The sequence below is a fragment of the Streptomyces sp. NBC_00045 genome, assembly GCF_045041095.1.
GTDB lineage: Bacteria > Actinomycetota > Actinomycetes > Streptomycetales > Streptomycetaceae > Streptomyces.
Genome location: NZ_CP108271.1, coordinates 2,706,474 through 2,731,975 on the forward strand (window position 1 = coordinate 2,706,474; position 25,502 = coordinate 2,731,975).

Genomic DNA, 25,502 nt, shown 5'->3' on the forward strand with positions numbered 1-25,502 from the left:
ACTGCGCGGATGAACCTTCACGCTGCCGATACAGACACCGCTCACCGGGTGGATGCCCGCTGGCAGCGGCTGCCCACCACGTGGCAGCTGATCCAGGAGCGAGGCGGGCCCGACACGCTGTGCCGCGGTGTCATCGAACTCATCGAGGCCGCCTCCGCGCAGCCGGAGCTGCGCCGGCTGTACCCGTTCACCCGCCAGTGGACCCTGTGGTTCAGCTCCCGCACCCGCCACCCCTTCGAGGTGGAGGCGCCGGCCGCGGAGCCCTTGCCCGACGGCCGCTTCCGCGTGCGCAGCCCCAGCCTGAACACCGTCATCGCCGAGACCGACACCGCCGAGGCCGCCATCGCGCTCGTCGTGGACCGGCTCTGCGCGGACGGCGCGGCGGCCAGCTGATCGCCCCGAGTGGCGAAGGCGCCGCCGACGGCGGATCCTGACAGGACGCGGCGATCCACCGAAGGGGCGCCGGGCGCCACACGGCCTGCCCGGCACCCCTTCGCGCCGCGCAATCCGCCATCCGCCATCCGCCGCCGGCGCGGCTGCTCGGACCCGGCGGGCCCACGCCCGACTGCGCGTGGCCGCTCAGGCCCGGCGGCTCAGACCCAAGCTGCTCAAGCCCGGCTCCCTCAGGCCCGGCTCCTCAGGCCCGGCTGCGCGTGGCGGCGCCCAGCCGCTCCGACTCGCGCGGGTGCGGCACGCCCACCGCGTCCGGCAGCACGGCTCCGCGCGGCCCCGACAGTACGTGGACGAGCCCGAACCCGGCGCTGACGACGACCGCGCCGCCGACCGCGTCGAGCACCCAGTGGTTGGCGGTGGCGACGATCGCGCACACCGTGATCAGCGGGTGCAGCGCCCCGAGGACCTTCTGCCAGGCCTTCGGCGCCAGCGTGACGATCACGATCCCGCACCACAGCGACCAGCCGAAGTGCAGCGAGGGCATCGCCGCGTACTGGTTGGAGATCGCGGTCATCGCCCCGTACTGGGGGTTGGCCAGGTCCTGCGGCCCGTGCACGGTGTCGATGAAGCCGAGCGCCGGCATCAGTCGCGGCGGTGCCAGCGGGTACAGCCAGAAACCGATGAGCGCGAGGACGGTGGCCAGGCCCAGCGCGGCGCGGGCCCAGCGGTAGTCGCCGGGCCGGCGCCAGTACAGGACCGCCAGGATCGCCAGCGGCACCACGAAGTGGAACGACGTGTAGTAGAAGTTGAAGAACTTCTCCAGCCAAGCCGTGTTCACCACGGCGTGGTTGACGGCGTGCTCGATGTCGATGCCCAGCGCCCGCTCGGCGGCGTAGATCTGGCTCCCGTGGCCCTCGGCGAGGCTGCGACTGCTGGGCGCGGCGGCCCGGATGTGCGAGTACAGCGAGTACCCGACCCGTATCAGCAGCAGCTCCAGCAGCAGGTTGGGGCGCGACAGCACGCGCCGCCAGAACGGCATCAGCGGCACCCGCGACCACCGGGCGGCGGCAGGCCGGCCGTACTCCGTCGGGACGGGCTCGCGCCAGTACGGCGAGGAGCTCGGCAGGAACGGCACCGCGCAGGCCGCCGCCAGCGCGGCGAGCAGCAGCACGTTGTCGCGTACGGGGGCCAGCGCGGCCAGGTTGGGCAGCAGTACGTCGCTGGGCAGCGTCATGGCCAGTACGACGGCCACCGGCCACACGGGCCGGTCCGCCGCGCGCTCGCCGACCTTCCCGGCCACCGCGAGCAGCACCCACAGCAGCTGGTGGCGCCAGCCGGTCGGTGCCACGGCGACGGCGACGCAGCCGGTGACGGCGACGGCGAGCAGCAGCTGGCCGTCCCGGGCGTAGCGGGCCGCACGGCGCAGGCCCACCCACGTGATCGCGGCGGCGAGGGCCGCGTACAGCAGGACCTCGGCGGGCCCGTTCACCCCGAGCCGCAGCAGCGCGCCGTGCACGGACTGGTTGGCGAGGCCGTCGGGGGCGCCGCCGAGGCCGGTGCCGGCCAGGTGGTGGACCCAGTACGTCCAGGAGTCGCGCGGCAGGACCGCCCAGGACAGCGCGGTGGCTCCGGCGAACGTCACGGCCGCGGCCCCGGCGGTGGGGCGGCGGCCGGTGAGCCACAGCAGCGGCGCGAAGAGCAGCAGGGCCGGCTGGAGCGCGGCGGCGAGGCCGACGAGGAAGCCGGCCGGACGCTCGCCGGGCACCCGGAACACGGCCAGCAGCACCAGCAACACGGGCAGGACGGCGGTCTGGCCCGGCGAGGCGGCGGCGCGGACGGGCAGCGACACCATCATCAGGCCGACGAGTACGGGCGCGGCGAGCAGCGCGGTGCGCCGCGGCACGGGGTCGGGCAGGCCGCGCGCGGCGACCAGCCCGACGGCGGCGACCAACAGCAGCGTCACGCAGGTCCAGGCCACCTCCAGCGACGGCGCCGCGAGCCCGAGGAACGGCCTGAGGACCAGCCCGGCGAAGGGCGTCCCGGTGAACTGGCCGCTGTCGTACAGCGACCCGGGGAAGCTGTTGGGGATACGGAAGTCGGTGAGCCACTCGCCCGGTGGCATGCGCAGCGCGGCGGCGGCCTGTCTGACGGCGAGGACACCGGCCAGGGCCCACAGCAGGAAGCGTGCCGCCCCCAGTCTGCCGCTACCGCCTATGACCCCGGCATGTCCGTTCGCACCACTGTGCTCCGCCGCGTTAGCCACGCCTCGCCGGCCTCCCGCCCTGTTGACCGCAACCTTGACTTCGCCTGGCTGCCGCGTTTCATGCACCACGTCATTACCCGGGACGACGATATCCCCCACGGCATCCCTAGGATGGCGGGCATGAGCATCGTGAAGATCAATGCGCTGACCGTGCCCGCCGAGCAGCGGGAAGTCCTGGAGCAGCGGTTCGCCTCGCGGGCGGGCGCCGTGGAGGGTTCGGACGGGTTCGAGTGGTTCGAGCTGCTGCGTCCCGTGGAGGGGACGGACCAGTACCTCGTGTACACGCGGTGGCGGTCGGAAGAGGACTTCCAGGCGTGGATGGAAGGGCCCATGAAGGCCGCGCACCAGGGCGGCGGCGCGGGTGGGGGCGAGCGGCCCAAGCCGGCGGCCTCCGGGTCGGCGGTGTGGTCGTTCGAGGTCGTGCAGCAGGCTGCGCCGAAGCCGCAGGGCTGAGCGAGCGGGGGCGGGCTGGGCGGCGAGGAGGTTCTGACCGGTCGGGGCTCAGCCCCAGAAGGCGTCCTCCTCGTCGATGTCCTGCGTGCACTCGTCGATGTCGGTGATCTTCCCGCCGACGATCGTGAAGAACAGGCCTTCCTGGATCTCGATCCCGTGGTCGCCGCGGTCACCGCGCGCGGTGTGGAAGGACATGACGTGGCCGCGGCCGTCGACGAGCACCGCGTGCAGATCGACCTGGAAGGTGCCGTTCGTCTCCTCGCCGAACCGCCGGTACAGGTCGAGGACGGCTTCGCGGCCCTTGTGGTGCCCGGAGAGGGGATTGCTGCCGGGCACGTGGTGGATGACGTCCGCCGTCATCAGCGAGCCCAGCGTCTCCATGTCGCCCTTGCCGAAGGCCTCGTAGCCACGGCGGATCAGGGCAGCGTCAGGGTGCTCGGACATGGCGTTTCACGCCCTCCATCTGAGTGAAATGCGTCTTTTCCTATCATCGGCCCGTACCTGTGGATATTCCACGCGGCGAAATCCGCCCGGACTCCACAATGACGCCATGAACATCAACAGCACGAGCAGCAGCCCCACCACCGCCACCACCACAACCGGTACGGCAGCCGCACCCGCAGCGGTCGACTGGACCGTCGTCGCCGAACACTTCGCCACCGCCGACGCCACCGCGCTGCGCCGCGCGTACTACGCCGAAGTCGCCAGCCGGTACTGGAAACGGCCCGCCACCGAAGCCGAGATCGACAAGGGCCTGCGGGACGACCCGGCCGACGAACTCGTCCCGCCGACTGGCCGGTTCGTGGTCGGCCGGCTCGACGGAACGCCACTGGCCTGCGGCGGCATACGGCTGCTCGACCCGGTCACCGCCGAACTCACCAGGGTGTACGTGGACCCGCGCGCCCGCGGCACCGGCGGCGGGGCGGCGCTGCTCACGGCCCTGGAAGACGAGGCCCGCGCGCTGGGCGCCGAGCGGGTCCGACTCGACACCCGGTCGGACCTGGTGGAGGCCCGGGCCTTGTACGCGCGGCACGGGTACGCGGAAATACCGGCGTACAAAACGGGCCCGTACGCGGAGCACTGGTTCGAGAAGCCCCTGGCCTGACATCGGCCGGGCGCGCCCGGCACCCGGGGTCAGGGCGCGGCGTGGTCGCGGCGCGCCTCGGCGTCGTAAGGCTCTTCGGCGTCGGATCCGCAGAGTTCCGCGTTGATCTCCTTGACCAGCTTGACCAGGTCGGTCGGCCGGTCCGGGCCCCACCAGTCGCCGAGCAGTTCGGCGAGCGAGTCCTCGCGGGCCTCCGCCAGCTTCCCGGCGGCCTCCCGGCCGCTCGGGGTCATGACCAGCGGCAGTCCGTCCCGTACGGCGAGGCCGCGTTCTTCGAGCTGGCGGGCGGCGTCCGTGATCACCTTCACCGGCACGGTGGTCCGTTCCGCGAGCATCGCCGGCTCGGCCGAGCCGTACTTCTTGATCCGCAGCAGCAGCCAGCTCGCCGCGGGCAGCAGGTCGAGGCCGGCCCTCTCGGTGATCTTCTCGTAGACGTGTCGGCGGCCCTCACGGGTCCCGAGGACCGTCAGCGCGCGGGCGACCTCGTCGCGGGAGGACCGGTGGACGGGGTTGGAGGCGAGGGTCTCGGTGACGTCGGGGGCGGTGACCGATCCGCGCAGGACGTCCTCCTTGAGGAACCAGGCGATGACGAAGGCGACGAGGACGACGGGCACGGCGTAGAGGAACACGTCGGTGATGGAGGCGGCGTACGCGTCGAGCACGCGGGGCCGCACCTCGGCGGGCAGCCGTCCGATGGCCCGCGGGTCGGCCTCCACCAGCGCTGCCGAACCGGGCGGCAGCGGCAGCCCGGCGAAGGCGGTGGCGAGCTTGCTGTCGAGGCGGTTGGTGAAGACCGTCCCGAAGATCGCGACGCCGAAGGAGGCGCCGATGGAGCGGAAGAAGGTAGCGCCGGAGGTGGCCACGCCGAGGTCGGCGTAGCTGACGGCGTTCTGCACGACCAGCACGAGCACCTGCATGACCAGACCCAGTCCGGTACCGAAGACGAAGAAGTAGATGCTCATCTCCCAGGTACCGCTGGTGCGCTCCAACTGGTGCAGCAGGAGCAGCCCGACGGCCGTCACGGCGGTCCCCGCGATCGGGAAGACCTTCCACCGTCCGGTGCGGCTGACGATCTGCCCGGAGACGGTGGAGGCGATCAGCATGCCGAGCACCATCGGCAGCATGTGGACGCCGGACATGGTGGGCGAGACGCCCTGGACCACTTGGAGGAAGGTCGGCAGGTAGACCATCGCACCGAACATCGCGAACCCGATGACGAAGCTGATCACCGAGCAGAGGGTGAAGGTGCGGATCCGGAACAGCCCCAGTGGCAGGACGGGTTCGACGGCCCGCCGCTCCACGAGGAGGAAGACGGCCAGCAGTGCGGCGCCGAGGACGGCCAGGCCGATGATGCGGGCCGAGCCCCAGCCCCAGGTGCCGCCGAGGGAGGCGACGAGTACGAGGCAGGTGGCGACGCAGGCGATGAGGAACGTGCCGAGGTAGTCGATGGTGTGCTTCGAGCGGCGCACGGGGATGTGCAGGACCGCGGCGATGACGACGAGCGCGACGAGCCCGATGGGGAGGTTGATGTAGAAGACCCAGCGCCAGGACAGGTTGTCGACGAACAGGCCGCCCAGCAGCGGTCCGAGGACGCTGGTCGCGCCGAAGACGGCACCGAAGAGGCCTTGGTATTTGCCGCGCTCGCGGGGCGGGACGATGTCGCCGACGATCGCCATCGACAACACGATCAGTCCGCCGCCGCCGAGGCCCTGCAAGGCGCGGAAGCCGATGAGCTGTGGCATGTCCTGGGCGAGCCCGCACAGGGCCGATCCGATGAGGAAGAGCACGATGGCGCCCTGGAACAGCTTCTTGCGTCCGTATTGGTCGCCGAGCTTGCCCCACAGGGGTGTGGCGGCGGTGGAGGCCAGCATGTAGGCGGTGACGACCCAGGACAGGTGCGCCATCCCGCCGAGCTCGCTGACGATCGTCGGTAGTGCGGTGGAGACGATCGTCTGGTCGAGGGCGGCGATCAGCAAGCCGAGCAGCAGGGCGCCGATGGAGACGAGGACCTCACGGGTGGCGTGTTCTGCGGTGGGGCCGGACTGGTGCGGATCGGGGACGGGGTTCGCCGCGTCCGCGGTCACTTCCTGAGCCATCCGCTCCTCCTCGGGCCGGATCAACATGTCCATCCTGAGCGGTGTGGCCGGTTATGGCCTCTCGGGCGGGTTGGGCGGACCCCTGCGGGTCTGCATAATCGCTGGCAATGGCCAGGGAGGGATTCCAGTGAGCGCTGAGCGCTGTCCAGAATGCGGCGCCGTGGGCGTCGACTGCGGGTGTGTGCCGGGGGGCGGTTTCGAGCCACTGCGCATCCGTCCGTACGTGACGCTGCCCGACCCGCGCCACTCCGACGGGCCGCCGCTGTCGCCGCAGCCGGTGCACGGCGTGGTGTCCGGACCGGCGCAGGGGTACACCCACCCCGGCGCGACGCCGTCGGGGGACGACACCCCTGCGTACGGCATACCCGCGGCCTGGCCGGACGCCCCGCCGCAGGCACTCTGGCCGGCCGAGACGGTCCAGCTCCGGGCAGCCACCCCGGCAGCCGACGGCAGACACGAAAACGGGGGCGGGGGGAGGGGAGGGGGAGGGGGCCCCACGAAGCGGTCCGGCGGCTCCCGTCGACGCCGGCTCCCGACGGTCCTGGCCGGTGCCGGCACGGTGGTCGCGGTCGGCACCGCGGCCCTGGCGCTGGGGCTGCTCCCGCATTCCGGTGGCAGCGACACCGTGCTGTTGGACGCGAAGCCGTCCGCGCCCGCCGTGGACGTGGCTCCGGCCGGTCCGACGCAGCCGTCCTCCACGGTCAGCCCGTCCCGCTCGGCCTCCGCTTCGGGTTCGCCGTCACCGAGCCCCTCGAAGTCGGCGTCCCGTTCCGCCTCCCCCAGCGCCTCCCGCAGCTCGACGCCCCCGTCCCCCACCCCGTCGGCTAGCGCGAGCCGCACGCCGAGCGCCCCGGCGCCGCCGCAGGCTCCGACGTTGAGGTACGGGGATTCGGGCCCGGAGGTGGAAAAGATGCAGCGGCTCCTGACGGGTCAGGGCCTGTACAGGGGCCGGGTCAGCGGCAAGTTCGACGACCGTACGGAGAACGCGGTCTCGGAGTTCCAGTGGCGCAACAACATCGACGAGGACTGGGGCGTCTACGGTCCGCTGACCCGGCGGGCCCTGGAGGGCACGGGCTGACCACCCCCGGGTAGCGCGAACCGCCCCCGGTTTTGTATCGTGGAGGAACAAAGTGGTTCCGCCCGCATTCCCTGACCGGTGGGCGGAACCGCTTGTTCTCTTTTCCCGCGTCTGGAGCACCTCCCATGCCGGCCAGCACCACCACCGCGCCCGTCGTCCTGACCGCCAAGGCCCTGCTCCTGGACATGGACGGCACCATCGTCAACTCCGACGCGGTGGTCGAGCGCTGCTGGCGCGACTGGGCCGTGTCCCACGGGCTGGATCCGCAGGAAGCCCTGAAGGTGGTCCACGGCCGACAGGGCTACGCCACGATGGCCATCCTGCTGCCGGAGCGCCCGATGGAGCTCAATTACGCCGAGAACTCCGTGATGCTCGCCCGCGAGACCGCCGACACCGACGGCGTGGTCCCGGTCCGCGGGGCCGCCGCGTTCATGGCGGCGATCGCGGACCTGCCGCACGCCTTGGTCACCTCCGCCGACGCCACCCTGGCCGCGGCCCGGATGACGGCCGCCGGCCTGCCCATGCCCGAGGTACGGGTCACGGCCGAGTCCGTACGGGCCAGCAAGCCCGACCCGGAGGGCTTCCTCAAGGGCGCCGCCGAACTCGGCGTGGACCCCGCCGACTGCATCGTCTTCGAGGACTCGGCGGCGGGCATCGCCGCGGGCCGGGCCGCGGGCATGCGCGTGATCGGCATCGGCCCCAGGGCCGCAGCCCACGCCCCGACGGCCCACACCCCCGACCTGACCTCGATCCGGGTCACCACCACCCCGGGCGGCTCGATCCACCTCACCCTGACACCGGACGCCTGACCGGGGCGGGGCCGGCGCCGGCGCCCGCCGGCCCGGGAGGGAAGCACCCGGAGGACACCGCGTCAACGCCCACCGACCCGGCCCGGAAACCACAGCCGGAACGCCGGGGGCGGCACGTTCCAACGCTCCGCCCAGGAAGCAGGCCGGGACCTCCGGGGGGCTGAGCCGAGCGGTGTCGGCGGGGTCAGCCGGGATGCCGGGGCAGGGTCCGAGCCGAGCGGTGTCGATGACATCAGCCGGGATACCGGGGCGGGGTCTGAGTCGAGCGGTGTCGGGAGAGTGTGCGGGGGCGTCCCGTCAGTCCACTGTCCTTCCGTGCCGTGCCGGCCCGTCAAGGGCGCTCTCTTCGTTCGCGTCGCTTCGCGATGTCGCTGCGCTCCACCCTTGACTGCCCGTCCCGTCCCGGAATGCCAAAGACCGTCGGGAAGCCCCCGAAGTCGTACGTCCTCGCCGGCCATCACCTGGCGGAACCAGTACTGCTCCACCCCTGCCAGGTTCCGTACGAGCCCCAGTAGTGACGGGTTCGACGGCTCCACCGAGCGGCGCGCCATCGCCTCGGCGTCGAGCCCGGCGCATTTCAGTTCCAGCGTCAGCCGCTGATCGCGCAGGTAGCCGGCGAGGACGGCGCGTTCGCCCTTGAAGCCGCCGTCGGTGCAGGTGTCCTGGTCGGGGTGGACGAACATGTTGGACCGGCGGAAGCGCCGTTCCGCCTCGGGCGCGGGCGCAGAGTCAGCAAGGTCAGCAGAGTCATCGGTGGCGTGCACGCCCGCGAGCGCGACCCGTACGTACGTACGCGGCCCGGCAACGAAATATCCCGGCGCCGTCAGCCCGCGATCGCCTCGTACAGCGAGAACGCGGCAAGTGCCGCCATCACGCCCGCCGCGACCTTCGTGATCAGGCGCAGCGGTACGTACTTCATGAGGGTCTTGCCGCCGAGGATTCCGATGCCCGCGACCGCCCAAAGGGCGAGGACGGCGCCGATGCCTACGGAGAAGGGGTTGTCGTAGCGTGCGGCGAGGTTCGCGGTCATGATCTGGGTCAGGTCGCCGAATTCGGCAACCAGGATCAGCATGAATCCGGCCCCGGAGACCTTCCAGAAGGACTGGTCGGCGGGTGCCTTGACCTCGTCGTCCTCGTCACTCTTCTTCAGGAGCAGCATGGCCGCGCCCGCGAGGAAGAGGACTCCGACGACGGCCTGGACGAGCCGGTGCGGGAGGAGGGTGAGCACGCTGCCCGCGGCGATGGCGAGTGCGACGTGTACGGCGAAGGCGGCGGCAACGCCGGCGAAGACGTACGAGGCGCGGTAGCGGGTGCCGAGCATCAGGCCGGCGAGGGCGGTCTTGTCGGGGAGTTCGGCGAGGAAGACGACTCCGAAGGCGATCGCCGTGACGGTGATGCTGAAGGTGGTGCTGAACACGGGGGTGGAACCTCAATCGGTCGGGCAGGACGCCATCGGTACCGAGAGACCTGGGGTGTTTCAGGGGTCGCTTCGGCTCGGCGGCGCCCTGGATTGGAGCAGGACACTGCGGCCGAAGGTCTCGCTGGCCGGCCGCTGTGTGCGGCTTGCCTCCGGGCGCCGGCTGGGGTGACCCAGCAGTATGTCGACGGTCCGGCGAAGAGCTACTCCCCTTCTGCACTCCTCAGGGTACGGGACGGCCACGGCGGCCTGGAATAGGCCTTTGGTCCCTGCGTGGTCCGGCGCGTCGGCCCCGTCTGGTCCCGGCCCGCCCGCTCCGGCCGGGTCTCGCCGCCACTTCGGTCGGGCGTCGCCGCACCCCGGCTCATACGGATGCACAACTTCCGTTTAATTCAGGGAAGTTGGCTACCTACGTCTGACGTGCTCATGTCGCAAGCCTGTAACCTTGCGCCCGCCGCCACGCAATCTGGCGCCGCCACCATGGCCGCGCCCCTCCGGGGCCGACCGGCCACATCCCCCCGCATCCAGGGAGCCCCCTCATGGCCCTCAAGACCCTCATACCCGCTGTCTACGCGCGTCGAATTGGCGTGATCGCGTCAGCAGGCACGCTCGCCGCCCTCACCTCCCTCGTGAACGCGCCCCTCGCCCAGGCCTCCCCGCCCGCCCCCATCAGCGCCGCGGCCGCCCGCTCCTACCTCGCCACGGTCACCCCGAAGACCGAGGGCTCCCTCAGCGGCTACAGCCGCAGCCTCTTCCCCCACTGGATCACCGTCTCCGGCAGCTGCAACACGCGCGAGACCGTCCTGAAGCGCGATGGCGTCGGCGTCGTCACCGACTCCTCCTGCGCCTCCGTGAGCGGCAGCTGGTACTCCGAGTACGACGGCGCCACCTGGACCAACGCGGCCGACCTCGACATCGACCACGTCGTACCGCTCGCCGAGGCATGGCGCTCCGGGGCCGCGTCCTGGACCACCGCCAAGCGCCAGCAGTTCGCCAACGACCTCACCCGTCCGCAGCTCATCGCGGTCACCGACAACGTCAACCAGGCCAAGGGCGACCAGGACCCGGGCAAGTGGCTCCCGTCGCGGACCGCCTACCGCTGCACGTACGCCCGGATGTGGGTGGACGTGAAGCAGTACTGGGGTCTGAGCATGGACTCCGGCGAGAAGACGGCCCTGGTCAACATCCTCAACGGCTGCTGACGGGCCCGCCGACGGTTCACCCGGCCTTTCCCCCGCCAGGGGGAGGCCACGCTCCCCCTCCCCGTCGTACCGTGATCGAAGGGGCTATGGAGGAGGGGGAGTTGCATGGCCGGATTGCGTCTGGGGCCACTGCTTCGCTACGTCGACTGGGACACGGGCGGTTCGGCCACGATATGGGTCGAGGCCGACCGGCCGTGTACAGCTGAAGTACGGTGCGCCGACGGAGCCGGCGGCAGCGTGCGCACCTTCCAGGTGGCTGGGCACCACTACGCGCTGGTACCGGTGACCGGCCTGACCTCGGGGCGCACCACGGCGTACGAGGTGTTGCTCGACGGCGTGCGCGTCTGGCCCCTGGCGGGCTCGGCGTTCCCGGCGAGCACGATCAGCACGCCTGCCGTCGCGGCGGCCGGGCGGGCCGCCCCGGGGCTGCGGGTGACGTTCGGGTCGTGTCGGCAGGCTGCGCCGCCGGCTGGCCGGCACGGGCCGCACGGTCCGGATGCGCTCGACACGCTGGCGTCGCGGCTGGCCTCCGATCCGGATGAGGTGCGGCCGGATGTGCTCCTGCTGCTGGGTGACCAGGTGTACGCGGACCAACTGTCGCAGGAGACCAGACAGTGGCTGGCGGCCAGGCGGGATCTGCGGGATGCTCCTGGCGCGCAGGTCGCGGACTACGAGGAGTACACCCGCCTCTATGACGAGTCCTGGCTCGACCCGGAGATCCGCTGGCTGTTGTCCACGGTCCCCAGTCTGCAGATGTTCGATGACCACGATGTCGTGGACGACTGGAACACCAGCGCGGCGTGGCTGGCGGAGATGCGGGCGACGCCGTGGTGGCAGGAGCGGGTGCTCAGCGGGCTGATGTCGTACTGGGTGTACCAGCACCTGGGGAATCTGTCACCGGCCGAGCTCGCGGCCGATGCGGTGTACGCGGCGGTGCGTGAGGGTCCGGACGGTACGGATGCGCTGCGGGCGTTCGCCGCCGCGGCGGATGCCGATCCGGGGTCGGTGCGCTGGAGCTACCGGCGTGACTTCGGGCGGTCGCGGCTGCTGATGGTGGATACGCGGGCGGCGCGGGTGCTGGCCGAGGGCGGGCGGGCGATGCTCGATCCGGCGGAGCAGGAGTGGCTGCGCGACAACGCCCTCGCGGGGCACGGTGGTTATGACCATCTCTTGATCGGGTCGTCGTTGCCGTGGCTGATGCCGCCGTTGATCCATGACGCGGAGGTGTGGGATGCCGCACTGTGCCGTGGGGAGCGGGGGCCGTGGTGGGCGCAGATCGGGGAGGACCTGCGGCGGCGCAGCGATCTGGAGCACTGGGCTGCGTTTCCGGCCTCGTTCGCGGCGTTGAGTGATCTGATCGAGGAGGTGGGGACGGGGCCGCGGGCGCCAGCGACGGTGTGCGTGCTGTCGGGGGACGTGCATCACGCGTATGTGGCCGAGCCTCGAATACCCAGTACGGCGCGGGTGTTCCAGTTGACGTGCTCGCCGGTGCACAACTCGATCCACATGGTGGTGAAGTGGGGTTTCCGGCTGGGTTGGTCGCGGGCGGGGCGGTGGCTGGGGCGCGGGTTCTCGCGGCACGGGCGGACGGGTCGGCCGCCGTTGAGCTGGCGGCGTACGGGTGGGCCGTGGTTCGGGAACCAGCTGATGACGTTGGCGCTGGCGGGGCGGTCGGCCCGGCTTCGGCTGGACCAGGCGCGCCGGGGGCGGAAGGGGGGTGCGGCTGCCCGGTTGGTGACGGTGTTGGACCGGGAGCTGACGGCTGCGGATTGAGGGCTGCGGAATTGGCGGAGCGCACGGGCGGCCCGGGCTGACACACTGTGGGCCCGGGCCGCCCCGGGCATACGGTGTGCCAACGCCAGGCGTACGCTGTATGGCTGTCAAGCCGCCCCTGCCGCTCCCCCGCGACGTCGCGGCGCTTCATGCCGAAGCACGTCCATCGGACTGGGGAGTCCCGCTGTGTTTGAGACTCTGGGGTCGCTGACCGCGAGCCCATGGATCTATGCCGTGGTGGCGCTGTCCGTCGTGCTCGACGTCTTCTTGCCGGTGCTGCCGAGCGGGGTTCTGGTGATCACTGCTGCGGCGGCTGCGGCGGCTGCTGGTGCGGCGGGTCCGGTCGGGGTGCCTGCTCAGGTGCCGGACATTCTGGCACTGCTGGTGATCGCCACGACGTCGTCGGTGCTGGGTGACATGGCCGCGTTCCGGCTGGCTCGGCGTGGCGGGGCCCGGCTGGACCGTGCGATCGCCCGGTCCCGTCGGCTGACTCGCGCCCATGAACGTCTGGGGACGGCTTTGGCGCGTGGCGGCGGTGCTCTGGTGGTGATCGCCCGCTTCGCCCCGGCCGGCCGTTCGGTGGTGTCGCTGGGCGCGGGCAAAACGCACCGCAAGGTGATGGAGTTCCTGCCGTGGTCGGTGCTGGCGGGCATGGCTTGGGCCGGGTACAGCGTGGCTCTGGGGTATTTCGGTACGCAGTGGCTCGGCGCGACGTGGCTGGGCACAGCAGTGTCGGTGGTCGCGCTGTTCGCGGCGGGGGCCTTGGCGGCCTTCGTCATCCGCCGGCCGGCCCCGACGGCGGCTTCGGCGGCGTAGCCGCGCGTCCCCGGCCCAGCCACCTGTCCGGTTCCCCCGGGCGGAGCAGCGGCTCACCCGTTCACCCGGCACCGTTCGCCGCCCGGGGCTCGGGCTCCTAGCGTCCACAGCACGGCGCGCAAAACCGAATCCGCGTCACATCCGTGCCCTGGCCGCATCGTTTCGAGGAGCCCGAGGAGTTTTCTCCATGCCCGCCAAGCCGCTCGCCCAGCCGTCGAACCGCCGTCTCCTGGCAAGGGTCGCGGCCGCGTCCCTCGTCCTCGCCGCGGCCTCGCCCATCACGCTCGCCCACGCCGCTTCCCCCTCTGCCGGCGTTTCCCCCACGGCCGTGGCCCCCGGCGGCCGTGTCAGCTTGAACATCGCCGGCTGTGGGACGAAGACCGGCGTGGCCTCGTCGTCCGCCTTCGGCGAGGTACGGCTGACCCCCGGCAACCTCGAAGCCAGCAACCTCTTCGGCAGCGCCACCGTCAACGGCAACGCCACCGCGGGGGCGTACTCCGTCACCTTCGAGTGCGGGGGCTCCGGCGGACAGCGGGTCACCGTATCCCTGCAGGTCACTCCTGGTGCGGCGCGCGGCGGGCTGGGCGGCAGCGTCGGCGTGATGAGCCCCGGCCAGATCGCCTTGGGCGGCGCTCTGGCCGCGGGCGGGCTCGGCACCGGCATCTGGGTGCTGCGCCGCCGTTCCCGTATGACCTGAGCGCTGCCTATGCGGTGGCGACCGCGCCTCTGACCTGTAGTCCGTCCAGCAGGTCACGCGTGGCTTCGGCGATCGCGTCCACGGCGGCGTCGAAGACCTCTTGGTTGTGCGCGGCGGGCGCCCGGAACCCGGAGACCTTCCGTACGTATTGCAGGGCAGCGGCGCGCATCTCCTCCTCGGTAGCCTTCGCGGGGATGGCGGGCGGGCGCAGCGTCTTAATGGATCGGCACATACCCCCACTATGGCGCTACCGGGGCAGCTCGGCCCCGGACAGTTTCATGATCAAACCTGCTTGGAGCCGTGCCCGTAGCTCGGGGTCCGCCACCTCGTCGAGCAGCTCGACGGCCCGCTGCATGGCGGTGGCCGCCCGCCGGTCCTCGCGCAGGGAGGCCGTCTGCGCGGCCATGTGCCGCAGTGCGACGTCGGCCCGGCGGTGGAACAGCTGCCCGATGAGGGTGACGACGAGCCCCACCGAGCTGGTGACCACCCCGAGGTACAGGTCCCCGGTGCTCTCGGCCTTCCACACCGCGAGCGCCACCCCGAGCAGCAGGATGGCCGCGCCCGCCCCGGCGAACAGCTGACTGGTGACGAAGCTGCTGCGTGCTTGTGTCAGCCCGTACGCGTAGTACTCCACGAGCACGGACGTGAACTCGGCGTCCCCGTGCCCCTCCCGCCCGGCCGGTGTCCGCCCGACATCGGCGTACTTCGGGTCCCCCGCGGCCGGCGCGGCCTCTGCCACCTGCGCGAGCAGCCGCTCCCGCTCGGCATCCCGGCGCTGCTCGAAGCCGCGTATCTCCCTCCCCCACCCGACCAGGACCGCGCCGGCCAGCACGACCGCCACCCCGCCCGCTGCAAGCCACTCCCCCATTCCCGCCCCATCCCCCGCCCGGCACCCCTCAAACCCCGACGGCGCAGGGGGGAAGCCGGCGATGCGTGCCAGCCGTTCCCGGCGATCGCGCCTACACGTCGTGTACGCCCACGTCGCCCAGGACACCCAGGACACCCAGCGCATGGCGATGGGGCACAAGGACCGGCCGCTGCACCGCCGGCAGCCGGCCGAGTGGGCGACTGCCGTCGCCCGTAACCGTCAAAGGCCCCCAACCGTGACCGGTTGGGGGCCTTCGTGCTGGTGGGCGTGGACGGTTTCGAACCGCCGACATCTGCTTTGTAAGCTCGCCCAGACCCTGCCCCGCACCCCCAAAGCCCAGACCGCAACACGTCTCCACGAGCGCTCCGAGTCGCCAGCGTGCACCCGCGTTGATGTCAGCCATGGATGTCAGCGACCAGCCACTGACCAGGTCACTTCTTCCGTCGCAGCTTCCGCATCTTCGCTTCGGCTTCCTTCTTCTTCCGCTGCGCCACTCCGTAGCTCGACCAACTGCCCTGATGTAACTGACACCGGGAACTGTTCATGATCGCGGGCTTGGTGCACGGACGCCCCTTGGCCGTCTGCGCCCCACACCTGGGCTGAGTCATCGGTATCCCCCTACTGCCAGCGCGGATGACGGACCCAGGGATGCTCTCGCCGCCGCAAGCCTCTGGGAAGGGCGCAAACGACGCGGACCGAGGCACAGCCGGCACGCGAATAGTGGGGCGCCTTGCATCCTCTCGACCGCTAACGGGCGTAGGAGTACACCAGCACGACCACACAAGGACACGTCAGGAGGCACGGGTGGGGTCCCACTCCTCCCGGCAGTCCCATTCGTCGGCGTATTCCAGGCCAAGTCGAACAGATCGGGACATGGCCGTTCCACCTGGAGCGCCAGAGCTCGCGGTATGCCGACGCGCCCACTTGGCTGCCCCCGGGTGGTCAAGCTCCGTCCCATGCTGGATGGTCGGTAGCGATGACGGAGAACGGGAGAGGGACATGCCTCGGTCTGTCCGGCGAACCTGGCGGATCACAACGCCTTCGTCTGGTACGGAACGGATGTCTGCATGGGCAGCAGTAGCCGGTGCCACCGTTGCGGTGATAGCTACTGCGATATCCCTCTTCTCGACACTTGTCGCCGTCCGCACATCACAAGGAATTGCCGATGCGCAGCAGCAGAATGCGGCGCGCAGCGAGATATCGAACTACGTAGTACAGATGAGTGAAATGGACCGCACGGGTGGATCCGGCCGCCGAAACGAGATCGTCACACTCGCCAGGCAGATTGACGCCCTGGTATCTCAGTACGGCCAGAAAAGGCTGAACATCAGCGCATCGACATATAGGCTCGTTGGCCTTTTCTTGGCGCTTTCGACTACAGACCTTGAACTTGCGGCTCGCATGGCTAACCGGGCATTGGAACTCGCCGCCCACACGACGCTTGATAATGCCGGCATCCCACAGATGGACGATCCGCTCGAAACGCTCCAGGCCCATCGCGTGCTCGGCGATGTAGCAGCCCAAAACCTCAATTTCGATGTAATGACGAAAGAGTACAAGGCGGCGCTGGAGATATCCGAGCTAGAGGGGAAGCGTAACCGATATATAGCCATCGAAGCCCGCCAGTATACCCGCACATACTGGGCCCTGAGTGCAATGATGCTGGTTGACGACTTGCCAAATCCCACAAATGAGGAATGTTTCGAGGTGCGGCACCGCGTAGATGTAGCGCGCGCAGATTTTGACGCGCTACGTAAAAATCCTGAGATTGTACGCCGGGCAAAACGGATAGAAGAAAACGCATGCGTTGCGAGGGTTGATCTTTCCGAGCTCAAGAAGGATTGACCTGCGGCTCTTTCCCGACCCAACCGCAGAACGGCCTCGGAGGCGGTGCGCACTCCCGGAGTGGGCGGGCTAACGGTTGATCGGCACCTCGTAGACGATCTCGCACAGGGCGACGGGGATGACGATGTCGGCCGTCTCTACTGGTAGCCCTTGGTCGCTGTAGTACGTCCGCCGGATGTGCGTGACCAGAGCGGCCTTCTGGATCCCGAGGAGCGATGCTTCCTCGGCGCTCGCCTGCCGCGGCTCCGGTTGCTCCACAGCGTGGCTGACCGTGATCCCGATCGCGTCCATCCGGTTCACGACGCCGGCCCCCGCATGCGGCCCGCCCTCCGGCAGCACGACGAGCGTGCCGGCGGTGAGTTCGTACGGCTCCCAGCTCGTCGACAACTGCACCGGCCGCCCGTCCGCGAGGAACTCATACACGGTGCGCACGCACAGCTCGCCTTCGGCGATGCCCAGCCGCCCCGCGATCTCGACCGGGGCCGGCACCTTCGCCTCGGTCCGACTCTCCCAGTTCCCTTGCTTGCCCAGAGCCCGCATGTCCGACCGGAACGGCGAGCCGTCCGGCTGCTCCCTGGCCGAGGAACGAACCACGCGTACACGCTGCCGCGGCTCGGCCACGTACGTACCGGACCCCGCACGCCCCTCCAGCACGCCCTGGGAGATCAGGAGCTCCTGCGCCCTACGGACCACGTTCTCACCGACACCGCACTCCTCGGCGATCTGGGCACGCGACGGCAGCCGATCTCCGGCCGTCCACACGCGCTCCGCGATCCGCTGCCGCAGGACGTCGGCGATGCGGAGATAAGGCGGCTGCTCAGGCATGTGGAAAATCTAGTCCACTAGCTCTAATCTAGTTAACTAGCTTCACTCAACGTGATCAATCGGCGACGGAGGCCCTGTGCCCGCTTCAGAAGCAAGGGCCAAGGATCTCGCCGCTCGGTTGTCGGCCCTCGGGCTGACCACGCGCGTGGAGCCGCACGCCACGTACACGTCGATCGAGGCGGAGGTGCCGGAAGCGCTGCCCGCCGAATCGTGGCGGGAGGTCTTGGAAGTGGTGGCGGAGGCCGACCGATTCGGGCTCCTCGCCAGCAGTTTGACCGGCCGCACCCTCTGGGCCGCCGTAAACAAAGCGGTCCCCGCGACGGGCGACGTCCGGGGACCTGGCCATCAGCGATAGGAGCTGATTCCAGCTCCTCCCGACAGGCGGCGGCGATGGCGGTCCGCAGCACCCGGTGCGACTCCTTGGCCGTCGCCGCGCTGCCCTCGGACTGCGGCGTGGTGAGCTGGTCGGACTGCGCTGGGAGAACGTGGACCTGGAGAAGCGGGAGATCCGGGTGCGGAGCCAGCGGCAGCGGGTTCGCGGCGAGGCGTACGAGGACGATCCCAAGGGACGGCGACGTCGGCAGACCCTGCCCCTGCCCGGGATCTGCGTCGCTCCCCTGCGCTGGCAGCGAATGAAGCAGGCCACCATGCGGGAGACCGCCGGCGCCAAGTGGGAGGAGACCGGGTACGTGTTCACCACCCGGACCGGACGGCCTATCGAGCCGCGGAACGTCTACCGGTCCTTCACCCGAGTGGCCAAGGACGCCGGGCTCCGAGTGGTCCGGCTGCACGACGCGCGGCACGGGACCGCGACTCTGCTGACCGCCGCAGGCGTGCCGCCCCGGGTCGTCATGGAGATCCTCGGGCACTCCCAGATCGCGGTCACGATGAACGTGTACGCGCACGTCGTCCAGGACACGCGCGCGAGGCCATCGGGCATATGGACCGGCTGTTGCGGCAGCGTCCCGGCCGTACCTGACCGCTCCCGTTGATGTCACTTGTGGATGCAAAAGACCCCCCCGCCATGATCGGCGGGGGGTCTTTTCGCTGGTGGGCGTGGACGGTTTCGAACCGCCGACATCTGCTTTGTAAGAGCAGCGCTCTACCCCTGAGCTACACACCCGTGGATGAGTGGACAGCCTACATGGCGGGCGCACCCCCCACGCAAACCCGTTCCCGTGGGAGAGAATGGACCGGGGCATGGCGGAGGCGGTACGGGAGAGGGATTGTGACGACGGCATCCCGGCGGTGGTTCGGTGGGCGGGACGAGAGTCGGCGGGCGGATGCGCAGGCGGCGAAGGATGCCGCCGCGGCCGCGTTCTACGAGTTGGATACCGCCCAGCGGGATCTGCGGATCTCCATGGAGACCATCGCGGCCGCCGACGGGTCTCCCGCGGCGCGGCAGGCCGGGGAGGGGTTCGCCGCACTGGGGCAGCGGATCGACCAGGTCAGCCACGTGTACATCGATGCCGTCGATGCGCATGACCTCGACCGGGTGGATCTGGAGGGGTCCGTCGCCGCGCGGGCGCAGGAGCAGCTGACGCGGGCGCGGGACGAGCTCGTGCGGGTCAAGGGTGAGCTGGACCGGTTCGCGCAAGGACTGCAGCCGCTGCTGGACAAGGCCGAGACGCAGTTGGCCCGGGTGGCGCCGGCCCGGGAGCGGGCCAGGGCCGCGCTGCTCGCCGCGAGTACGGCGCTGGACGACGTGCGGGGCAAGGGGATGCGGGCCGACGAGTTCGCGGCGCGGCTGGCCGCGCTGGGGCCGGAGCTGACCCTGCTGAACCAGGGCGCCGCGCAGCACGGGGTGCAGGAGACCGTCCAGCGCGCGGACCGGATCCTGCGGGACGCGGAGGCGATACGGGCCGAGGTGGCGCGGCTCCCGGAGCGGGCCGCGGAGATCGACCGGCGTCTGGTGAGTCTGCGGACCCGGGCTCAGGCGCTGCGCAACCGGGCGGACCGGGTGGATCCGGTCCTCAGTGAGCTGCGCCGGCGGTTCAGTGCCGCGTGCTGGCAGGACCTGCAGCAGGTTCCCGATCAGGCCGTACGGGACGTGGCGCGGGCCGAGGAGCAGCTGGCGGAGGCCGCGCGGGCGCGGGAGGAGCAGCGCTGGGCCGATGTCGGGGCGCTGGTCGAGTCGGTGCGGGGTGCGCTGGATGCCACCGATGAGGCGGTGTCGGCGGCGCAGGACCGGCTGTCGCGGCTGGAGGCGGTCGCGCGGGATCCGCAGGCGGAGGTGCAGCGGACCCGGTTCGCGATCCGGGATGCGCAACGGCTGGCGATGGAGGGGCGCAGTGTGCCCGATCCGCGGCACGCGGGGCCGCTGGACGGGGCGGTGGCGCGGATGGAGCGGGCGCTCGCCGGGCTGGAGGAGCGGCATCCGGACTACTGGCATTTCCTTCAGGAGATGGAGCAGGTGCGGGCCGATGTGGCGCGGGTCGTTGCCGATATCCGGGGGCGGCGCGCGTAGGTCCGGTCCGCGGAGGGCCGCCCGCGGGGTCACCGGCGCCCGTCGCGGGCGCGGCGGGCGGAGCGCGGCGGGCGGAGCGCGGCGGGCGGAGCGCGGCGGGCGGAGCGCGGCGGGCGGAGCGCGGCGGGCGGAGCGCGGCGGGGGGCCGGCCGGGGGGCGAAGCAAGCAGGCTGGGGGGCGGCCGCGCTTGTCGTGGGGTGGGCTTCGGCGGATGCTGGAAGTGGCCGGTACCGGAGCTTAGGAGGGCATGATGGCTGCCCGTACTTCCCCCACCTCTCGTGCGCCCGATGTGCCCCCCGCGACCTCGTCCGGAACGGCGAACGCCCCGCATGCGGCGTACGGGTGCCACGAGCCCCACGAGCAATACGCGCCGTACGTGTCGCACGGGCCGATCGAGATCCCCCAGCCGCACGTCCCCTATCTGGTGCGGCGCGTCGCGCATCCCGTCAATGCCCGGCTCGACGAGCACCTGCCCACCGATCACAAGCTCAGCCACGTGTACCGGGTGGGTGCGGGTGTGGTGGGGCTGCTGCTGGTCGCCTTCGGGATCCTCGGGCTGATCGACCGGATCGGCTTCTTCGACACCGGCGGTGCGACGGTGCTCGCCCTGAACACGAACGGTGCGCTGAGCGTCCTGTCGATCTGTATCGGGCTGCTGCTGTTCGTCGGGATGGTGATCGGCGGGAACTTCGCTTCCACCCTGAACATCGTGCTGGGGCTGGCGTTCATCGCCAGCGGGTTCGTGAATCTGGCGCTGCTGGACACCGGCCTGAACTTCCTGGCCTTCGAAATCCAGAACGTGCTGTTCAGCTTCGTCGTCGGCGTGATGCTGATGTGGTTCGGGATGTACGGGCGGGTGGGCAGCGCCCTGCCGCACGACAATCCGTACTGGCGGGCCCGTCACCCCGAGCAGGCCGCGCGGGAGGACCGGGCGCGGGCCGCCCGGGCCGGGGCCGTCCACGCCCACTAGGGACCCTCCGCCCTCCGGGGGCTGTGGCGGACGGCGGACGGCTCGGTAGCCTTGGGCCATGCCTCGTTACGAATTCCGCTGCCGGACCTGCGACGACACCTTTGAGGTCAGCCGACCCATGGCCGAGTCGTCCGCTCCCGCCGACTGCCCGGCCGGGCACGCCGACACCGTGAAGCTGCTGTCCGCCGTTGCCGTGGGCGGGACCAGCAGCGCCCCCGCCCCGTCCGGCGGGGGCTGCTGCGGCGGCGGGGGCTGCTGCTAAGCCGGGTCCGCATCACCCTGGCGCTTGCGCGACAGGGTGATGCCGTCCGAGATCGCCAGCAGGACCGATTCCATGCGGGAGTCCGCCGCGACGTGTTCGTTGTAGGCGCGCACTCCGGCCGCCGAGCCCGTGGCGGACTCGTCGAGGACCGTGCCGTGGTACAGGGTGTTGTCCGTGACGATCAGCCCGCCCGGGCGCAGCCGTGGAACGAGCTCTTCCCAGTACGCGATCTGGCTTTCCTTGTCGGCGTCCACGTAGGCCATGTCGATGTGCGGCTCTTGCGGCATGGCGCGCAGCGTGTCCAGTGCCGGGGCGATCCGCAGGTCGATCCGGTCGGCGACGCCGGCCTTCTGCCAGGCTTCGCGGCCGTACGAGGTCCACTCCTGCGAGACGTCGCAGGCGATGAGCGTGCCGTCCGCGGGCAGTGCCTGTGCCATCGACAGGGTCGAGAAGCCGGTGAACGTGCCGATCTCGACGATGTGGCGCGCGCCGGTCAGCCGGACCAGGAAAGCCAGCAGTGGTCCCTGCTCCTCCGCCGACTGCATGCCGGCGACGTCCGGGAACCTCTCGTACGTGGTCGCCACCAGCCCTTGCTGGATCGGGTCCAGCGGCGGGTTGTGGTCGAGCACGTAGCGGTACAGCTCGTCGGTGATCTTGGTGCTGTTGCCCTTGGTCATGATCCCAGTGTGCCGATTTCGCCTGCCGTGCGGGCGGTCTCGGCGGATTGCGCAGCCTCGACGGACTCGCGGGCGGCCTCGCGTGCGGACTCCTGGGCGACCTCGCGGGCGGCCGTGCGGCCGAAGGCGCGCACGATCTCCTCGCCGGCCAGGACGCCCGCCGTGGCCAGGGGCGTGACCGTCGGCGCGGTCCAGCCCGCGTCGGCCAGTTCGCCGTGGCCGGGCCGCCAGGCCGCGTCCGCCGCCAGCAGCAGGTCGGCGTCGAGCAGGGAGTCGCCCGCGGCGAGGGTGGTGGTCGCACCCGTACGGCGGGCCACCTCGCGCATGGCCGCGCTCTTGGTCAGCGGGCGGGGCACGGCGTAGATCTTGCGGCCCTGGAGGGAGACCGTCCAGCCGCGGGCTTCGGCCCATTCCGTCAGCGCCTTGATCCACTCCTGGGGTACCAGGGCGCGCTCGACGACGAGGTAGGCGAACAGGTCCTCCGCGACGCGCGCCTTGCGCAGCCACTCCGGGTCCGCGGTGGCCAGCAGGTGCCCGTGGACCTCCTCCAGCGGGGCGCACTCGGCGGCCAGCCGCGCCGTCACCCGGCGCCGCCAGTCGCGGTCGGGGACGCCGTCCACCAGCAGCTGTCCGCCGTTGGCGCAGATCGCGTACTTCGCCGGGCGGCCGGGGAAGCGGATGCGCTGGTACTGCTTGCGCGTGCGGGTCGTGGTCGGGACGAAGACCACCGCGGGATCGGCGGTCAGTTCGGCCAGCAGCTTCGCCGCCGTCTCCGTCATGTACGACAGCGGCTTGCTCTCGTGCACCTCGACGCACAGCAGCCGCGGGGCCACCGGGTCGGGCATGGTGAGGCCGAGCGCGGCCGTCGAGTAGATGAGCGTGCGGTCGAGATCACTGGCTACCAGGACAGTCACTTGGAGGCCACAGCCTTTCCGTCGGCGCCGGTCGCGCCGCGCGTGAAGCGGGGGTGGATGAGTCCTACGCACGTGTAGGGCAGCCCGTCGACCTCTTCCACCGGTACGCCGCGCTGCTCGGCGAGCAGCCGTACGTGGTCCAGGTCGGCTCCGGCGCCGCGCTGCGCCAGGATCTTCCACGGCACGCGGCGCAGCAGCACCCGCGTGGTCTCGCCGACGCCGGGCTTGACCAGGTTCACGTCGTGGATGCCGTACTCCTCGCTGATCCGCTCCACCGCCGCCCAACCCTCCCAGGTCGGGGTGCGGTCGGCGGCGAGGAGCTCCTTGACCTCGGCGTCGACGGCGTCGGCCACCTCGTCGAAGCGGGCGGCGACGGTGTCGATGAAGTCGGTGGAGACATCGGCTCCGGCGAGCTCGCGGTAGAACTTCGCGCCGTGGAAGTCGGCGGGCCCGACCAGGTCGGACCTGAGCACCGTACGCGAGATCAGTCCGGAAACGGTGGAGTTGAGGCAGGCGGAGGGGATCAGGAAGTCCTCGCGGGTGCCGTACGTGGACACGCAGGAGCCGGGGTCGGCGAGGACCACGATCTCCGGATCGAATCCGGGTCCCCCTGCTTCCTGTTGGGCTGCGAGGGCGGCCGACAGTTCGCGGGTGATGGCGCCCTTGCCGGTCCAGCCGTCCACGAAGACGACGTCGGCGGGGTCGTGGTGGGCGGCCAGCCAGCGCAGTGCGTTGGGGTCGATGCCGCGGCCGCGCACGATGGAGACGGCGTAGTGCGGCAGGTCCAGGCCGTGGCGGGCCCGGGCCCAGCGGCGCATCAGCACGCCGACGGGGGTGCCGGCGCGGGCCAGCGAGACGAGGACCGGGGAGGGGGACCGCTCGGCGAGGACGGTCTCGGTGACCGTGCCGACGGCGCGCGCCATTCGCGCGGCGGATGCGGTCAGCGCGCTCCGGTACAGCTCCTGGTACTGGGGGGACGGCTGGTATTCGACGGGCAGCGACTCCGCGTAGTGCGCGCCGCCCGCCTGGATGGCCTCCTCCCGCTCCTCGGTCGGGGCTTCGAGCGCCACGTCGGAGAGGTCCTGGAGCAGCCAGCCGACGTCTTCGGCGGCGTACGAGGAGAACGCGGGCCCGCGCAGGGGCTCGGGAAGGACCGGGGCGGTGAGGACCGGGGCGGGGAGGGCAAGGTCGGGGAGGACCGCTTCGGGCATGATCGGCTCCCGCCGCTCGGGTACGGAGGTCGGTACGGGGGCCGGTGCGTACGACGGTACGGGGACCAGCAGGACGCGGCCGGTGTGCGGGGCGAGGGCCGCGAGCAGTCCGGTGCGCAGTTCGGGGGTGTCGCCGGTCGAGTCGACGACGGCGACGACGACGTCGAAGCCGGCTCCGGCGACGTTGTAGGCGTAGCGGTCGCCGGGCCCGTCGGCGGGGCCGTCGTGGGCGGGGAAGACGAGTCGGGTGCGGATGGCGTAGCCGGGGTCATTGACGGCGAGGACGGGCGAGCGGGTGGTGGTGGAGAAGCGGACCTCGCGGGCGGCGCCTGACTCCTCCAGGGCCTTCGCGAGGCGCAGCGGGGCGTACATCAGCTCTTCGTTGCCGAGTACGAGGACCCGTCCCGGCTGCTCGCCGAGCGCGTCGGTGAGCCGGCGGGCCACTGCGGGGAGCAGCGCGTCCAGGGTTTCCCGGTGGGCGGGGGTGAAGCCGTGGCGGCCGCCGTCCGGGAGGCCGCCGGGCCAGTCGAGCCGGACCCGCTCGTGGTCCGGCTCCGTGCCGTCCTGGGCTGCGGGACGGACCCCGTCGCCGCTGTTCGCGGCGAGGACCTCGGCGGCGGCCCCGTACTCCTCGACCAGCGCCCGGCCCTTGGTCAGGACTCCTTCGGGGAGGTGCACCGTCCCGGAGGCCAGGGCGATCAGGTCGACGCGCGCGCCGAGGTCGGCGGCGAAGGCGGTGAGCCGGTCGCGGTCGGCCGGGGAACGCATGTCGACGAGGGCGACGACCACGTAGTGCGCGCGGGGGTGGCGGGCGTGCAGGTCGCGGATGGTGTTCAGGACGGTGTTGCCGGTGGAGAACTCGTCGTCGACGAGGACCAGCGGCCCGCTGCCGGCCAGCAGCTTCGGGTCTTCGGGCAGCAGAAGGTGCGAGGTGGCGTGCGAGTGGGCCTCCTCGAACCCGCCGGCGGGTTCGACGCCCGGGACGGGGCGGCGGGTGGAGTGCAGGTAGGGGGCCGCGCCGAGGCCGTCGGCGACGCAGTGGCCGAGTCCGGTCGCGGTCTCGGCGTAGCCGAGGACGACCGCGGAGGCGGCGTCGTCGCCCAGCAGGGCGCGGACGCGCTCGCCGAGGCCGTGTCCGGCGGCGTAGACGGCCGTCGGGGACTGGGGGACGTGCTTGCCCAGCACCTGTGAGACCAGCAGGTGGGCCCGCTTCGGGTTGCGGCGCAGGGCCAGCCCGAGCAGTTCGTCCAGCCGTGGCGATCCCGGATCGCCGGCCTCCTGCAGGCGTACGCCCAGCCGGTCCGCGACCCAGGTTCCCGACCACACCGCGTCGATCTTCTTGCCCTTCTCCGTGTTCACGT

The 25,502-nt window shown here is 71.3% G+C and carries 26 protein-coding genes, 1 tRNA gene and 1 pseudogene; 15 read left to right on the plus strand and 13 right to left on the minus strand.

The genetic code is table 11. From position 1 onward, the window contains the following. Window positions 1–9: 9 nt before the first annotated feature. On the plus strand, window positions 10–393 hold the full coding sequence (locus OHA65_RS12680) for a DUF6193 family natural product biosynthesis protein (RefSeq protein WP_327283231.1): 384 nt from the start codon (window positions 10–12) through the stop codon (window positions 391–393). Window positions 394–637: 244 nt separating this feature from the next. Here the strand turns inward: OHA65_RS12680 and OHA65_RS12685 are convergent, their stop codons facing one another. Then, window positions 638–2,656, minus strand: a complete 2,019-nt coding sequence (locus OHA65_RS12685) for a bifunctional glycosyltransferase 87/phosphatase PAP2 family protein (protein ID WP_405761885.1) — start codon at window positions 2,654–2,656, stop codon at window positions 638–640. A 120-nt stretch (window positions 2,657–2,776) separates the two neighbouring features. Here OHA65_RS12685 and OHA65_RS12690 point away from each other — a divergent pair, with 120 nt between their 5' ends. Beyond that, a complete protein-coding gene (locus tag OHA65_RS12690) occupies window positions 2,777–3,109 on the plus strand; it encodes an antibiotic biosynthesis monooxygenase (RefSeq protein ID WP_327283233.1) in 333 nt (110 codons plus the stop codon). A 48-nt stretch (window positions 3,110–3,157) separates the two neighbouring features. On the opposite strand, the gene OHA65_RS12695 is transcribed toward OHA65_RS12690, so the two are convergent. Beyond that, window positions 3,158–3,553 (minus strand): nuclear transport factor 2 family protein, encoded by a 396-nt coding sequence (locus tag OHA65_RS12695; protein ID WP_327283234.1) that lies wholly within the window; start codon window positions 3,551–3,553, stop codon window positions 3,158–3,160. Between the two features lie 106 nt (window positions 3,554–3,659). On the opposite strand from OHA65_RS12695, the gene OHA65_RS12700 reads away from it, so the two are divergent. Further along, a complete protein-coding gene (locus OHA65_RS12700) occupies window positions 3,660–4,214 on the plus strand; it encodes a GNAT family N-acetyltransferase (RefSeq protein WP_405761887.1) in 555 nt (184 codons plus the stop codon). Window positions 4,215–4,243: 29 nt separating this feature from the next. Here the strand turns inward: OHA65_RS12700 and OHA65_RS12705 are convergent, their stop codons facing one another. Continuing rightward, window positions 4,244–6,310, minus strand: a complete 2,067-nt coding sequence (locus OHA65_RS12705; RefSeq protein WP_371646826.1) for a DHA2 family efflux MFS transporter permease subunit — start codon at window positions 6,308–6,310, stop codon at window positions 4,244–4,246. Window positions 6,311–6,533: 223 nt separating this feature from the next. Between OHA65_RS12705 and OHA65_RS12710 the strand changes: the two genes are divergently transcribed. Continuing rightward, window positions 6,534–7,388, plus strand: coding sequence for a peptidoglycan-binding domain-containing protein (locus OHA65_RS12710; RefSeq protein WP_328762624.1), 855 nt, complete (start codon window positions 6,534–6,536; stop codon window positions 7,386–7,388). A 125-nt stretch (window positions 7,389–7,513) separates the two neighbouring features. Continuing rightward, complete coding sequence (locus OHA65_RS12715; RefSeq protein ID WP_405761888.1) at window positions 7,514–8,197, plus strand: HAD-IA family hydrolase; 684 nt, start codon at window positions 7,514–7,516, stop codon at window positions 8,195–8,197. Window positions 8,198–8,259: 62 nt separating this feature from the next. On the opposite strand, the gene OHA65_RS12720 is transcribed toward OHA65_RS12715, so the two are convergent. Next, the gene (locus tag OHA65_RS12720) at window positions 8,260–8,880 is read right to left on the minus strand and encodes a DUF664 domain-containing protein (protein ID WP_405763402.1); all 621 of its coding nucleotides are present in this window, start codon (window positions 8,878–8,880) and stop codon (window positions 8,260–8,262) included. Window positions 8,881–9,020: 140 nt separating this feature from the next. Next, the gene (locus tag OHA65_RS12725; RefSeq protein WP_327283240.1) at window positions 9,021–9,614 is read right to left on the minus strand and encodes a TMEM165/GDT1 family protein; all 594 of its coding nucleotides are present in this window, start codon (window positions 9,612–9,614) and stop codon (window positions 9,021–9,023) included. Between the two features lie 557 nt (window positions 9,615–10,171). Between OHA65_RS12725 and OHA65_RS12730 the strand changes: the two genes are divergently transcribed. From OHA65_RS12730 to OHA65_RS12745, 4 genes are all read left to right on the plus strand, one after another. Further along, on the plus strand, window positions 10,172–10,816 hold the full coding sequence (locus tag OHA65_RS12730; RefSeq protein ID WP_327285636.1) for an HNH endonuclease family protein: 645 nt from the start codon (window positions 10,172–10,174) through the stop codon (window positions 10,814–10,816). Between the two features lie 105 nt (window positions 10,817–10,921). Continuing rightward, window positions 10,922–12,589, plus strand: coding sequence for an alkaline phosphatase D family protein (locus OHA65_RS12735; protein WP_327283241.1), 1,668 nt, complete (start codon window positions 10,922–10,924; stop codon window positions 12,587–12,589). 186 nt (window positions 12,590–12,775) lie between these two features. Further along, on the plus strand, window positions 12,776–13,405 hold the full coding sequence (locus tag OHA65_RS12740; protein ID WP_327283242.1) for a VTT domain-containing protein: 630 nt from the start codon (window positions 12,776–12,778) through the stop codon (window positions 13,403–13,405). Window positions 13,406–13,592: 187 nt separating this feature from the next. Continuing rightward, complete coding sequence (locus OHA65_RS12745; protein ID WP_327283243.1) at window positions 13,593–14,102, plus strand: hypothetical protein; 510 nt, start codon at window positions 13,593–13,595, stop codon at window positions 14,100–14,102. Between the two features lie 7 nt (window positions 14,103–14,109). Here the strand turns inward: OHA65_RS12745 and OHA65_RS12750 are convergent, their stop codons facing one another. The 3 genes from OHA65_RS12750 to OHA65_RS12760 all read right to left on the minus strand — a co-directional run bounded on the left by OHA65_RS12750 (window position 14,110) and on the right by OHA65_RS12760 (window position 15,578). Then, the gene (locus OHA65_RS12750) at window positions 14,110–14,334 is read right to left on the minus strand and encodes a DUF2277 domain-containing protein (protein WP_327283244.1); all 225 of its coding nucleotides are present in this window, start codon (window positions 14,332–14,334) and stop codon (window positions 14,110–14,112) included. A gap of 15 nt (window positions 14,335–14,349) precedes the next feature. Then, on the minus strand, window positions 14,350–14,970 hold the full coding sequence (locus OHA65_RS12755) for a TRADD-N-associated membrane domain-containing protein (RefSeq protein ID WP_327283245.1): 621 nt from the start codon (window positions 14,968–14,970) through the stop codon (window positions 14,350–14,352). Between the two features lie 431 nt (window positions 14,971–15,401). After that, window positions 15,402–15,578 carry an HGGxSTG domain-containing protein gene (locus OHA65_RS12760; protein ID WP_327283246.1) on the minus strand — a complete coding sequence of 59 codons (177 nt, stop codon included), beginning with the start codon at window positions 15,576–15,578 and terminating at the stop codon, window positions 15,402–15,404. A 451-nt stretch (window positions 15,579–16,029) separates the two neighbouring features. Here OHA65_RS12760 and OHA65_RS12765 point away from each other — a divergent pair, with 451 nt between their 5' ends. Further along, entirely contained in the window at window positions 16,030–16,815 is a 786-nt protein-coding gene (locus OHA65_RS12765) for a hypothetical protein (protein WP_405703190.1), read from the plus strand. A 69-nt stretch (window positions 16,816–16,884) separates the two neighbouring features. Here the strand turns inward: OHA65_RS12765 and OHA65_RS12770 are convergent, their stop codons facing one another. Further along, window positions 16,885–17,640: a GntR family transcriptional regulator gene (locus OHA65_RS12770; RefSeq protein WP_327283248.1), complete on the minus strand. Its 756-nt coding sequence runs from the start codon at window positions 17,638–17,640 to the stop codon at window positions 16,885–16,887. Between the two features lie 76 nt (window positions 17,641–17,716). On the opposite strand from OHA65_RS12770, the gene OHA65_RS12775 reads away from it, so the two are divergent. Both OHA65_RS12775 and OHA65_RS12780 read left to right on the plus strand, forming a co-directional pair. Further along, window positions 17,717–17,995 (plus strand): hypothetical protein, encoded by a 279-nt coding sequence (locus OHA65_RS12775; protein ID WP_327283249.1) that lies wholly within the window; start codon window positions 17,717–17,719, stop codon window positions 17,993–17,995. An 82-nt stretch (window positions 17,996–18,077) separates the two neighbouring features. Further along, window positions 18,078–18,619: pseudogene (locus tag OHA65_RS12780) on the plus strand (tyrosine-type recombinase/integrase); the annotation flags it as partial. Between the two features lie 69 nt (window positions 18,620–18,688). On the opposite strand, the gene OHA65_RS12785 reads toward OHA65_RS12780, so the two are convergent. Next, window positions 18,689–18,763 (minus strand) — tRNA-Val (locus OHA65_RS12785). A 105-nt stretch (window positions 18,764–18,868) separates the two neighbouring features. Here OHA65_RS12785 and OHA65_RS12790 point away from each other — a divergent pair. From OHA65_RS12790 to OHA65_RS12800, 3 genes are all read left to right on the plus strand, one after another. Then, the gene (locus OHA65_RS12790; protein WP_327283250.1) at window positions 18,869–20,107 is read left to right on the plus strand and encodes a hypothetical protein; all 1,239 of its coding nucleotides are present in this window, start codon (window positions 18,869–18,871) and stop codon (window positions 20,105–20,107) included. Window positions 20,108–20,528: 421 nt separating this feature from the next. Further along, window positions 20,529–21,077: a DUF4383 domain-containing protein gene (locus OHA65_RS12795; RefSeq protein ID WP_371646830.1), complete on the plus strand. Its 549-nt coding sequence runs from the start codon at window positions 20,529–20,531 to the stop codon at window positions 21,075–21,077. Window positions 21,078–21,135: 58 nt separating this feature from the next. Then, window positions 21,136–21,339, plus strand: coding sequence for a zinc ribbon domain-containing protein (locus OHA65_RS12800; RefSeq protein WP_266629577.1), 204 nt, complete (start codon window positions 21,136–21,138; stop codon window positions 21,337–21,339). Here OHA65_RS12800 and OHA65_RS12805 read toward each other — a convergent pair. The 3 genes from OHA65_RS12805 to OHA65_RS12815 are packed head-to-tail and all read right to left on the minus strand — an operon-like array spanning window position 21,336 to window position 25,476. Next, a complete protein-coding gene (locus OHA65_RS12805; protein WP_327283252.1) occupies window positions 21,336–22,016 on the minus strand; it encodes a class I SAM-dependent methyltransferase in 681 nt (226 codons plus the stop codon). The two genes, OHA65_RS12800 and OHA65_RS12805, sit on opposite strands and share 4 nt — an antisense overlap. Beyond that, a complete protein-coding gene (locus OHA65_RS12810) occupies window positions 22,013–22,930 on the minus strand; it encodes an HAD family hydrolase (RefSeq protein WP_327283253.1) in 918 nt (305 codons plus the stop codon). Before OHA65_RS12810 ends, OHA65_RS12805 begins: the two co-directional genes overlap by 4 nt. Beyond that, window positions 22,927–25,476 (minus strand): phosphoribosyltransferase, encoded by a 2,550-nt coding sequence (locus OHA65_RS12815; protein WP_405763404.1) that lies wholly within the window; start codon window positions 25,474–25,476, stop codon window positions 22,927–22,929. The genes OHA65_RS12810 and OHA65_RS12815 overlap by 4 nt, the downstream gene beginning before the upstream one ends. Between the last annotated feature and the right edge of the window lie 26 nt (window positions 25,477–25,502).